Annotated in this window: 10 protein-coding genes; 7 read left to right on the forward strand and 3 right to left on the reverse strand. The window is 47.8% G+C overall.

Annotated features, from left to right (window positions below):
- Window positions 1-146 precede the first annotated feature (146 nt).
- On the reverse strand, window positions 147-1,640 hold the full coding sequence (locus tag MJO46_RS19565; protein WP_253990757.1) for a sodium:alanine symporter family protein: 1,494 nt from the start codon (window positions 1,638-1,640) through the stop codon (window positions 147-149).
- A 292-nt stretch (window positions 1,641-1,932) separates the two neighbouring features.
- Window positions 1,933-2,220, reverse strand: a complete 288-nt coding sequence (locus tag MJO46_RS19570; protein WP_253990758.1) for a hypothetical protein — start codon at window positions 2,218-2,220, stop codon at window positions 1,933-1,935.
- Between the two features lie 218 nt (window positions 2,221-2,438).
- On the opposite strand from MJO46_RS19570, the gene MJO46_RS19575 reads away from it, so the two are divergent.
- Entirely contained in the window at window positions 2,439-4,550 is a 2,112-nt protein-coding gene (locus MJO46_RS19575; RefSeq protein ID WP_253990759.1) for a DNA topoisomerase III, read from the forward strand.
- 201 nt (window positions 4,551-4,751) lie between these two features.
- Here the strand turns inward: MJO46_RS19575 and MJO46_RS19580 are convergent, their stop codons facing one another.
- Window positions 4,752-6,041, reverse strand: a complete 1,290-nt coding sequence (locus tag MJO46_RS19580) for an alpha/beta fold hydrolase (protein ID WP_253990760.1) — start codon at window positions 6,039-6,041, stop codon at window positions 4,752-4,754.
- A 180-nt stretch (window positions 6,042-6,221) separates the two neighbouring features.
- On the opposite strand from MJO46_RS19580, the gene MJO46_RS19585 reads away from it, so the two are divergent.
- The 6 genes from MJO46_RS19585 (at window position 6,222) to MJO46_RS19610 (ending at window position 12,388) form a co-directional block, all read left to right on the forward strand.
- Window positions 6,222-6,866, forward strand: coding sequence for an MBL fold metallo-hydrolase (locus MJO46_RS19585; RefSeq protein ID WP_253990761.1), 645 nt, complete (start codon window positions 6,222-6,224; stop codon window positions 6,864-6,866).
- 318 nt (window positions 6,867-7,184) lie between these two features.
- Window positions 7,185-8,201 carry an XdhC family protein gene (locus MJO46_RS19590; protein ID WP_253990762.1) on the forward strand — a complete coding sequence of 339 codons (1,017 nt, stop codon included), beginning with the start codon at window positions 7,185-7,187 and terminating at the stop codon, window positions 8,199-8,201.
- A complete protein-coding gene (locus MJO46_RS19595; protein ID WP_253990763.1) occupies window positions 8,201-8,932 on the forward strand; it encodes a nucleotidyltransferase family protein in 732 nt (243 codons plus the stop codon). Before MJO46_RS19590 ends, MJO46_RS19595 begins: the two co-directional genes overlap by 1 nt.
- Before the next feature lie 3 nt (window positions 8,933-8,935).
- Complete coding sequence (locus tag MJO46_RS19600; protein WP_253990764.1) at window positions 8,936-9,439, forward strand: (2Fe-2S)-binding protein; 504 nt, start codon at window positions 8,936-8,938, stop codon at window positions 9,437-9,439.
- Between the two features lies 1 nt (window position 9,440).
- A complete protein-coding gene (locus MJO46_RS19605) occupies window positions 9,441-11,687 on the forward strand; it encodes a molybdopterin cofactor-binding domain-containing protein (protein WP_253990765.1) in 2,247 nt (748 codons plus the stop codon).
- Between the two features lie 209 nt (window positions 11,688-11,896).
- Complete coding sequence (locus tag MJO46_RS19610; RefSeq protein WP_253990766.1) at window positions 11,897-12,388, forward strand: DUF1097 domain-containing protein; 492 nt, start codon at window positions 11,897-11,899, stop codon at window positions 12,386-12,388.
- Window positions 12,389-12,459 lie beyond the last annotated feature (71 nt).

A 12,459-nucleotide genomic window follows, 5' to 3' on the forward strand; every position in this document is an offset into this window, starting at 1 on the left:
AGCAATATACAACGATATGAGACCGCATCTGAGTTTGAATATGGCAACCCCTAATCAGGTGCACAATAGAAAAGGCCAGCTACTGGAGCTGGCCTAAAAACTGTCAACCTATCTTAGGACGGGACAACACTATGACACCGCAATCGCTATGAGATGTGGTTATTGGTCTCTGCCGTTTGGGATGTTTGCGCAGGTTGATCTTCCCCTGCACTTTTACGTTCTACCCAGTAATCTGCATTCTTAATACCGAGTTTTTCTGGGTCAAATAATGGCTCCAGCCCTTGACTCTGTTGTGATTCATAATCCTTAAGGCAAGTAAAAGCAGTTTTTTGCAAGAGGATAATGGCGACAATGTTGAGCCATGCCATCAGGCCGACACCTATATCACCTAATCCCCAAGCCAGATCTGCCGTTTTCACTGTGCCATATACGGTAGCGCTCATTAAGACGATTTTAAGCAAAACTGTTAGCCAAGGACGATTTACCTTACGATTAATATAGGCAATGTTGGTCTCGGCAATATAGTAGTAAGCCACAATCGTGGTAAAGGCGAAGAAGAACAGGGCGACGGCTACAAACATGTTACCAAAGCCTGGCATCATGCTTTCCATTGCCGTTTGCACATAACCAGGGCCCGCAGCAACACCCGCAATACCCGTGTAGAGTGCGGCACCTTCAGGGCCTTGCACATTGTAAAGCCCAGTGATAAGCAGCATAAAACCAGTGGCAGAGCACACAAATAGCGTGTCAATGTACACTGAGAATGCCTGTACTAATCCTTGTTTTGCGGGGTGACTTACCGCCGCTGCCGAGGAGGCATGTGGGCCCGTACCTTGGCCGGCTTCGTTAGAATAAATACCACGCTTGACCCCCCACATGATGGCAAGCCCTAAAATAGCGCCAAAGCCCGCATCAAAGCCAAAAGCACTCTTGATAATTAACCAGAGAATATCGGGTAGCTGGCCAATGTTAAGTGCAATAATCACGCAGGCGACAATGATATAACCCAGCGCCATAAAGGGCACGACAGTACTCGCAAAGTGGGCGATACGTTTGACGCCACCAAAAATGATAAACCCGAGCAGCATAGCCAATATTGCCGCTGTCACATTAGGATCAATATTAAAAGCCGTTTTTAAGCTCGAACCAATAGAGTTGGCTTGCACGCCGGGTAATAGGATCCCGCAGGCAAAAATGGTCGCAATGGCAAAGACCCAAGCATACCATTTCATACCTAAGCCTTTTTCAATATAAAAAGCCGGGCCACCGCGGTATTCGCCATTGATCTTTTCTTTGTAGACTTGGCCTAAGGTTGATTCGACGAAGGCTGAGCTGGCGCCGAAAAATGCCACCATCCACATCCAAAATAAAGCACCTGGGCCACCAAAAGTGATTGCCGTGGCAACCCCTGCAATGTTCCCTGTACCAACTCGACCCGCTAAGGTCATCGCTAATGCTTGAAAGGAAGACACCCCAGCGTCAGTGCTTTTACCATCAAACATCAGACGGATCATTTCGGGCAGATGACGTAATTGGAGGAATCGGGAGCGAAGGGAGAAATAGAGCCCAACACCTAGGCAAAGAAACACGAGCGCAGGGCTCCAAACGACACTATTGATCGCATTGACCATCTCATTCATATAGTTCAACTCCAATATTTTGTTGTTTTTGCAGAGTTTTTAGATTTACGGGTTTAAAATTTATTTGAAAAAGTCGCATTCGTTGACACTTAACACTTTTGCCAACGTCCAAGGTACTCAACATAACTATTTTTTGGGTTGCTTCATAGCTAAAGTTGTTAAATATTTGATAGTTTGATGTTCTTTTTTTACAAATGGAGTCTTGAAGGGGAAAACTGAGGTCAGCAGGTCTTTAAGATGAGGTTGGCCTGATAGGAGGTCAGTGGCGACTTAATATCCCGTGAAAATAGCGTTAGATAACGAGCCACAACATCATCCATAGCGCAAATAACCAAGCCAAACTACGGCGACTGACGCTATGATCCAGCAGTAGTGAAAGGCTCACGGCAATAGGAATAAACTGAATAATGTTCCAACAGACCATTGGAGCCTTAAGATTGATCTTCTCAAGTCCAATCTGACATAGGAGGCTTAATGCTAATAGCATTAGGCTGTGGAATATGACTAATTGATTGAGTCTTAATGCTAATTTTGGTTTTAAAGCGGGGTTTGTTGGATAGGGGAGTGTGAGTGTTTTCATATATTTCTCCTGATTTATTTCTCCTGTAACTGACAGAATACTATTCTTAAATGAGAACGATTCTCAAATTAATTTACACAGCTTTAGTTTTAGGGAGCAAGCTGTTTAAGTACGAATTGTTAAAGATGCACTCGTTATCGATACCAAGATACCGATTTGCACTCTTAAGTACTTTGCGCTAAATTATACTGTAATTATATCCAGTGTTTGGTGTTTGTATGATCCTCTATATCGCAGAAAAACCTAGCCTAGGGCGGGCCATTGCCGATGTATTGCCTAAACCCCATAAAAAAGGCGATGGATTTATCGAAGCCGCCAATGGCGATTGTGTGTCTTGGTGTGTCGGTCACTTGCTCGAACAAGCGGAACCTGATGCCTACAATCCAGAATATAAGTCTTGGAAATTTGAGCACTTGCCTATAGTGCCGGACAAATGGCAGCTTAAACCTAAGGCGGCGACTCGCAGCCAACTCTCAGTATTAAAAAAACTGGTAAAACAAGCCAATACACTCGTTAATGCTGGCGATCCCGACAGGGAAGGGCAATTATTAGTCGATGAAGTGATTGCCTATCTTGGCGTGACGGGTGACAAGTTACATCAAACTCAGCGGTTATTGGTTAGCGACTTAAACCCACAGGCTGTAAAACGGGCGCTAAGGCAACTGCGCAGCAATCGCGAGTTTATTCCTTTGTCCACTTCGGCCTTAGCTCGCAGTCGTGCCGACTGGCTCTATGGGATGAATATGACGCGTGCCTATACCATTCAAGGTAAAAAGGTCGGTTATCAGGGCGTGTTATCGGTTGGCCGCGTGCAAACGCCCTTGCTTGGGCTTGTGGTGCGCCGTGATGAAGAGATCGCTAATTTTCAATCTAAACCTTTCTATGAAGTGTTGGCCCATTTGGCAACCGAAAAGCAGGAAACCTTCTGTGCAAAATGGCAACCCAGTGAAGCCTGCTTACCCTATATGGATGAAGAAGGGCGAGTGTTAGCCAGAGGTTTAGCGCAAAATGTGGTGAATCGCATCAGTGACAAACCTGCCTTAGTGACGCAATTAGCCTCTAAGGATAAGAAACAATATCCGCCTTTGCCCTACAGTTTATCTGCATTACAAATAGATGCGGCGAAACGTTTTGGTATGAGTGCTAAGGACGTGCTCGATACCTGCCAGAGTCTGTATGAGCGTCATAAACTCATTACTTACCCACGCTCCGACAGTCGCTATTTACCCGTTGAGCAACATAACCTTGCGCCTTCGGTGCTTAGGGCGGTGAGTCAGGGGGCTGGCGAGTTATTGCAAGGGGCTAATGCGCCCGATCCCAGTCTTAAATCTAAGGCGTGGGATGATAAAAAAGTGGATGCACACCATGCCATAGTCCCCACAGAGAAAACTGCTAATTTATCGAGCTTAAGCCTGCGGGAAAAACAGCTTTATCTGCATATTGCCCGCCAGTATTTAGCGCAGTTTTATCCGGCTTATTGTTACAGTGAAACCACAGTGCAAGTGACGATTGAGGGCGGCTTATTTAATACTAAGGCGCGTCAAGATCAGTCTCTAGGTTGGAAACAACTCTTTGCCCGCCAAGAATCTAATGGCAGCAGGGCGAGTGGAAACCAATCGACGGAGGAAAGTACAGGCAAGGACGATGAGGATAATGATGAGTTTATTGGCCAGCTACCGCCTCTGAAATTGGGGCAGGCTTTGCATTGTACTCGAGGCGAATTGCTTGAAAAAAATACCCAGCCGCCGAAAGCTTTTACCGATGCCACTTTACTCAGTGCCATGACAGGGATAAGCCGTTATGTGACCGACCCAGAGATCCGTAAAATACTCAAAGAAACCGATGGCTTAGGTACTGAAGCTACCCGTGCAGGTATCATCGAACTGCTATTTAAACGTGGTTTTTTACAACGCTTAGGTAAATCGATTGTCTCGACAGATGTGGGCAAAGGATTGATTAACAGCCTGCCCGCAAGTGCGACTACGCCGGATATGACCGCGCTTTGGGAGGCGAGTCTGAACGGCATTTGCCATAAAGAAACCTCCTATCAAGCCTTTATGCAACCGCTGCTAGGCACTTTATCCACGCTTATCCAAAATGCAGGAGCACAACTGCCAACCGCGCTTAATGGTTTACAAGGCCAAGGTTATCGTAAAACGGCTGGGAATAAATCCGGTTATCGCAAGTCGCCTTACCGTAAAGCCTCTAGCTCTGCAAAACGCACTGGCACGGCAAGTACCGCAAAAACAAGTACAAGTAGCAGTGCGAAAAAGTCGAGTGCGAGTTCAGGGACGCGGAGTCGAACCCGCAAAGTGGCTGCTGAAGTTTGATGGATACGAGTGTGGGATTTTCCGACCATTAAACAATAGCTGGAACTAGCCTTAAATTTTTTGCAAAAAAAAAAGAGTAAACCAAGGCGGTTTACTCTTACGGAAAATAGGTCGTTGAACGTTGTAACCAAAATCACTCAGTTGGATGAGGAGCCCAGTTACAATGACAGCTTTTACTTAATTAACCCTTAAAATTAACATCTATCTTAAGAGTTCACCCCGATTCAAACTGATCAGTTTATCTAAAATCCGCTCGCCATCCATACGGATCCCATTATGTTCATATTCCGATGTGAGCCAATATTTTAGCTGGCCGATTTGCTGAGCTGACTCAAGGCTGTATTGCATTTCGACAAACATATCCTCGCTATAAATGGCCGCGGCAACGGGGACGCGGTTTTGGGTAAGTTGTTCCAGATGGTAAAGCACTGGCCAATCGGATTTGCTGGCCAGTATTTCTGCTGCAGCTTTGAGTGGCCTGAGGTGGCTAAATTGATCGAACATCCAAGGGTAAATCATTTCGCCAGTGAACAGGAAAGGCTTACCGACTTGGTAGTTAAAGGCGGGAAATGCTTGTCTTACCCTGTGCGCCGCCCACTGGGATGCGCTCTGCTGGCAATAGATGGCCTCGTGTAGCAGGGCAAAAATCGGGTTAGTGTTATAGTCGAGTAGTTGGCAAAAATGATTTAAGAATAATGGATTTACTTCTATGCCGGAGGGCGTGTTGATCAGGGCTTGTTCTAGCAGATAATAGACAGACTCCGGTCCTTGCTCCATGCCTAAGTTGATACCAAGTAGCTGCAACATTTCAACGGTGAGCCGTTCCCCCGTGGCCAAATACACTTCATTGTCAATTAAGTGCTTGGCTAACCGCGTGACTAAATGCTGGGCATCGTGAAAGCGCTGGAAGAAAGCGTGGTTTTTTGCGAGCACTCGATGATAGGTCGCTTGATACACTTCATCACTGCTACGGGTTAAGGATGGAATTCCCCCTGTGATATAGGCTTCACTCACGCCTTTAGGGGCGGCGCTCAGATAATGCAAAACGCAAAATCCCCCAAAACTTTGACCAAGAATCGCCCATTTATCGGCGGGGCAAAGTTGGGCGCGAATGGCTTCGGCATCACGAATGATATTATCGGCCCTAAAGTGGCTAAGGTACTGCGCCTGTTCTATGGGCGTTAAATGTTTAAGGCTCTGGTAATTAACCGGTGTCGATAAGCCCGTGCCGCGCTGATCGAGCAGTAATACGCGAAATTCTTTGAGCGCGCGACGGATCCAACCACTATTACTGGCAGGGCGCATGGCGGCAAACCCTGGGCCACCTTGAAAAAACACTAAGTAGGGGAGCTTTTTATCTTTGTTTTCAGTGCTACACAATTCCCTAGCAAATACTTTGATTTGTTCAGCAATTGGGTGCTGATAATTGAGGGGCAAGGTAAAGGTATGTTTTTTGGCAAGCACACCAGCAAGAACAATATCGGGTTTCATCAATCAACCTCTAGGGTAGGGCTTTGAGTATATTGGCAGATTGTATACAAAAGCACTGTTCCTGCAAGTTGGGACTTTTTGATGTGGCTTTGGTGAAGATCAATTTTTATTGTAAAAAATTGAGCCATGATGAGCCTCTTAGCGTAATCTATCGGCTATGGATAACACGAGATTGAAGCTATGAAGTATCAAATTATTCCTGTGACACCTTTCCAGCAAAATTGCAGTTTGATCTGGTGTGAGAAAACCAAATGCGCGGCGGTAGTCGATCCGGGAGGGAACATAGATCGCATTCAAGCTGAGGCGGCTAAACTGGGGTTGACACTGAAAAAAATCCTCCTGACCCACGGGCATATTGACCATGTAGGCGGTGCTAAATCCCTTGCCCAAGCGGCGAATATTCCCATTATTGGCCCCCACATTGCCGATAAATATTGGATTGATAGTTTACCTAAGCAGAGCCAAAATTTTGGTTTTCCCCATTGTGAGGCATTTGAACCGGACCAATATCTAGAGGAAGGCGATCTGGTTACTTTAGGCGAGCAAACTCTGTCGGTGCTCCATTGTCCTGGACATACGCCTGGGCATATTGCCTTTTACTCGGCGTCTTCAAAATTGGCTTGGGTGGGGGATATTCTCTTTAGAAGCTCAATTGGCCGTACCGATTTTCCCCAATCAAATCATCGGGATTTAATTCACTCGATCACCGAAAAACTGTGGCCCTTAGGTGCCGATGTCGAATTTATTCCGGGTCATGGTCCTATGTCGACCTTTGGTGAAGAGCGCGAGCATAATCCCTTCGTGGCCGATCAGCTGCTGCTCTAATTCAAATATATTGGTGCGGCTAGTACTGGCTATCAGTCCTATCAAATTGCCGATGAATTAAGGCAAAGTTCCGATGAGCTCACTCGGCATCGGTGAATCTAGGCCGCCACCTGTGATGACATGGATGTCAATTCTCGCCCATTCTAAGCCACAATTTTCAGCGCGACATTTTTTGTAAACTATTGCCCCTATCAAAATAGAAACGTCTTTGCTAACGTGTTATCGCAACTGTCTAATGATTGTGCCTCAACGAGTTAGGTTTAATTTGAAGATAGTTTATACCTTGTCAGATATTGATCACCGAGCGGAGCCCTGTGGATGGAACACCAAATCGAAGACTTACTTGAGCATTGGTTACCGCTGGCGGATGACGCTTGGGTGTTGGCGGTGATCACCGCTATTCAAGGTTCTGCTTACCGTAAACCTGGCGCCATGATGTTGTTCCACGAATTCGGTCAGGAGGCGGGAATATTAAGTGGTGGTTGCTTAGAATCCGACCTACGCCGCCACGCTCAACATGCCATGCAGACTAAGCAAGTCATGTGCGTGACCTATGATGCCAGCGATGAGTCCGATGCCAGCTATCGACTCGGTTGTGGCGGTATAGTAGATATCATGTTGATCCCACTGTTAAAAGAGAATCACGATCTTGACCTGATTGAACTCGTGCAGGCATTTCGCCACGGTCAATCGGGGTTTTATCAATTGCCATTAGTTAAAGCGGGGACGGATGCGCGCCAATATCAAGCCGCTTTCTACCCCGAAGCGTTGACACCGTTCCCCGCCAGCGATTTTGTCCGCACGGGCATCTTCACCCAAGAGGCGGGAAAATCGCTGATCATTCCGCTGAGACCAAGATTCCACCTTGGCATTTTTGGCGGTGGTATCGACGCTAAGCCTATTGCCGCCATGGCCCATACCTTAGGCTGGCAAGTGACGGTTTTTGATGGTCGTACCGCCTATGCCAGAGCGGCGGATTTTCCCCATGCCCATGTAGTGAAACTTGCCGCGGGGGAATTAACCGCGAATCATATCGGCCAATTGGATTGTGCCGTAGTGATGAACCATAACTTGGGCTTAGATGCTGCGGCATTGAAGGTTATTCAAGCCCATCCACTCGCTTATGTTGCCTTACTTGGCCCAGCTCATCGACGGGATAAAGTGCTGGGGATGGCAGGGCTGAGCACTGAATCTTTTTCTGGAGTGTTTTCTGCTCCCGCAGGACTGGCCCTTGGGGGCGAGTTACCGGGCGCAGTGGCCTTGAGTATTTTGGCCCAGTGCCACGGCGTACTCCATGGCGCGACCTTAAAACATCTCGATGAGATCATGCGTTAATGACATTGCCGCCAGTGCCAAAGTCGACAGCGCTAACGCTGGCAGAGCAAGCGCCACTGTTATCCAAACGGTTGTTGATTGTGGTACTGGCAGCGGGTGAGAGTCAGCGCTTTGCGGGGGTAAAGTTAGCGCAGCTTGTACCTTCGCTTAGCGCGACTGGAATCAGTGAACAAGCCATCATTTGCGCCCATGTTGAACGTTTACAACAGCTTTATTACCAAGATTTAGAGCCTCAAGGCACGCATTCCCCCAAAAATGCCCCTTTGTTAGTCATACTCGGTGCTCACCAGCCTATATTACAACCATTATTAGCCGAACTTAAATCTCGCCAACTCTTTGATATTTTAGTTAATCCACAGTGGCATACGGGTTTGGCCTCCTCGGTGAGTTTGGCGGCCAGTTATGCTAAGGAACAAGGTTTTGATGCCATGCTGCTGACACTGGCTGATCAAGTGGCCTTGAGCGCCGAGGATTATCGACAGCTTATTCTTATGTGGCATAAAACCGGTAAAGAGGTTGCCGCCCATTATTTGGATGATGTGGGTGTACCTGCTATTTTTAATGCTTCAACATTGCCGCTGTTCACTCACTTAAGTGGTGATCGCGGGGCTAAATCTATTTTAAAACAACAAGCACAGCAGGGAGCGTTAGTCGCTATAACACTACCCAGCGCCGCAATTGATATTGATACCCAAGCCGATCTTGCGTCGTGGTTGGCACTTAAGGAGTGAGTTATGGCAGAAGTATTATCCCCCCAATCCGTCGTCAAGGAAGCCAGTACCGCCGCTTCCACCCAAACACTTTCCATCAACGGTAAATCATTTACCTTAGATGCCGATCCTAAAATGCCCATCCTGTGGGCGCTACGGGATATTTTAGGGCTTACGGGCACTAAATATGGCTGCGGAGCTGGGCTATGCGGTGCTTGCACAGTGCATTTAGACGGCCAACCCGTGCGGGCCTGCTTAACCAGTTTGGGGCAGGCACAAGGTAAACAACTAACAACAATTGAAGGGCTGGATAATCAAAAGCTTAAAAATGCTTGGGCCGAACATAATGTACCCCAATGCGGCTATTGTCAGGCGGGCCAATTGATGTCGGCTGCGGCGTTAGTGGCGCAGCATCCGAAACCCACTGAAGAGCAAATCAACTCTGCCATGTCGGGCAATATCTGCCGCTGCGGCACCTACCCACGGATTAAAGCCGCGCTGCAACACTATGCCAAACTGGAGGGCTAAGATGAGTACTTTTACTGCCGTAGAAAATATCAGCCGCCGCGATGTGTTAAAACTGTTTGGCGCAGTGGGTGGCGGACTCGCATTAGGGGCGAGTGGACTAACGTGGAGCCCCATGGCGCTGGCACAGGATAAAGAGGCGCGGCTGAATCTGTTTATTGCTATTGGTGAAGACGACAAAGTGTATCTTACTTGCCATCGCTCCGAGATGGGACAGGGGATCAGAACCGGCATTCTGCAAGTCTTAGCCGAAGAGTTAGAAGCGGATTGGGATAAAATCGTCCCCATTCAAGGCTTAGCCGATAAACGTTATGCTAGCCAAAACACCGACGGTAGCCGCAGTATTCGCGAAAATTATGATCGCATGCGTCAGATGGGGGCGATGGCAAGAACCATGCTAGAGCAGGCCGCTGCCGCACGCTGGCAAGTTCCCGTGAGTGAGGTGCATACCGCCAACCATAAAGTGCTGCATGCAAAATCGGGCCGCTCGGCCAAATTTGGCGAGTTAGCGTTAGCCGCATCAGAGCAACCTGTCCCCGCTGTGGAGTCATTAACCTTTAAAGAGGTTAAAGATTTCAAGCAGATTGGCGCATCACGCCAGATCGTTGATATGGACGCTATGTTAAGCGGCAAAGCTGTCTATGGCTATGATATTCAAGTCGATAATATGCTTTACGCCAGCATTATGCGCCCGCCTGTACTGGGCAGCGATGTGGCAAGTTTGGATGATACCGCAGCGCGTAAAGTGGCCGGGGTAATAGATGTGTATCGTTTGCCCGCCGCTAAGGGCGCTCCGGCGTTTCAGGCTTTGGGCGGCGTTGCTGTCATCGCCACAAATACTTGGAGCGCCTTCGAAGGCCGCAAAGCCTTAAAAGTCACTTGGACTCAGGCCGACAACAGTCAGCATGATTCAAGCCTTTATTTAAAGTCACTGGTCGAGCGCGTACAGCAAAGCGGTAAAGTCGTGCGCCAAGTTGGCGATGAGATCAAAAACTGGCCCGAAGCGAATACGTTAAAGGCGGTTTATACCGTGCCTTATTTAATCCATTCTTCTATTGAGCCGCCCGTTGCCACTGCCCATGTGACTGAAAAGGGCTGTGAAATCTGGGCATCGACCCAAACGCCGCAAAGTACCCAGCAAAATGTGGCCGCTGCGCTAGGCATGGAAGAAGAGGCGATTAAAGTCAATGTCACCCTGCTGGGTGGCGGTTTTGGGCGTAAATCCAAACCTGATTTTAGTGTTGAAGCTGCGCTGTTATCTAAGCAATTCAAGCGTCCAATTAAAGTGAGTTGGAGCCGCGAGGATGAGATCCAAAACGGTTATTACCATGCTATCAGCGCCCAGTCCTATCAGGCGTTATTCGATGCCAATAATAAACCGACCGCGCTTTTAGCCCGTACGGGATTCCCATCGATCAGTTCAACCTTTGCCGAAGGGGTGGAATATCCCTCCGGCGGTGAGTTGGATTTAGGCTTTGTGGATGTGCCCTTTGCTTTGCCGCATTTAAGATACGAAGCGGTAAAAGCGCAGGCGCATAGCCGTATTGGTTGGATGCGCTCTGTGTGTAACATTCAGCACGGTTTTAGTGTCGGCAGTTTTGTCGATGAAATGGCCCATAAATCCCAAGTTTCATGCTTTAAGATGTGGCGTAGCCTGTTAGGGGAAGCAAGGCGTGAGACCTTTAGCGATCAAGGCTTTAAATACGGCAACTATGGCGAAGATCTCAGTCGTCACCCCGTGGACGTGGGCCGCTATTTAGGGGTTATCGAAGCGGTTGAAAAAGCCCAAGCTAAGGCGCCCAAAGCGGGGAAAAATCAGGGCTGGGGTTTTGCCGTGCACCGCAGTTTTGTCAGTTTCGTTGCCGTGGCCATGCTGGTGGAAGTGAGTGAGGATAAACAACTAAAGGTACTGAAAGCCATCGCAGCTATCGATGCAGGCACCATAGTTAACCCCGATAGGGTAAAAGCCCAGACCGAAGGCGCAATTGTGTTTGGCCTGAGTTTAGCCTTGATGGGAGAAATCACATATAAAGAGGGCAAAGTGCAGCAATCGAATTTCCACGATTATCCTTTACTGCGACTCCCCCAAACCCCCGATATGGAGATCATCATTATTGAGTCCGATGCACCGCCTGCAGGTGTCGGTGAGCCGGGTGTACCGCCCGTTGCCCCGAGTTTGACCAATGCGATTTTTGCGGCGACGGGGCAGAGGATCCGCGATCTTCCCGTGAATAAGCTATTGCGAGTGTAAGTTCTGCAATAGGGTTAACTGAAAGCATTTGAATAAAAAAGCGCCTAATAAGCGCTTTTTTCGTTTTTTTACCACAAAAAAATTGCTTGTTAGCGATTTTACGGGCATTAATGCCGAAAATTAGTAATAGATCAGGTTTTTGTTACCAGAATAGAGGTAATTTAACCAACAGATAAACTTCCGTGAATAGAAATATAAAGGGGTCATCCATGGAAAATCGTTGGCAAGTCGCTATCTCAGCCGGCCTATTGGCGGCTATTTGGTGTGGCATCGCAGATGCATTTCATCTGGTCACTTGGATTGGCTTTTTAGGGTGTAGCACTTTTTTTGCTCAACCTAAGGCTGGTTTTCAAGGCGTGATGATGGCGTGGTGCACGAATCTGTCCGGGGTATTTTGGGCTTGGCTCATTATCTTTGGCAGCAGCTTTTTTGTTTCGCCCGTATTTGGGTATATTTTTACCGGCATCGCCACCTCGGCCATGTGTTTACAGGCGAGCTATCAAAAGTTGAGCTTTATCCCTGGCGCCTTTATTGGTTGCTGCATTACCTTCGCCATGGCGGGGGATGTTGCCAATATAGTGCCACCCTTGGTCATAGGTGGCTTACTCGGTTTTAGTATGAGTCTATTAACGGGGCAATTGGTTACTTTGACACAAAAGTGGTCGACAGCGACTCGTAACCAAGTGGCTAGCGCGGATTAGCATTATATCTGCTTGGATCTTATTGTTGGCGTCTTTGCTGCGGCGATCTGATCTATAATATTGATTTAGTG

Source organism: Shewanella sp. KJ2020, from assembly GCF_024197625.1.
In the GTDB taxonomy this organism is placed as follows: domain Bacteria; phylum Pseudomonadota; class Gammaproteobacteria; order Enterobacterales; family Shewanellaceae; genus Shewanella.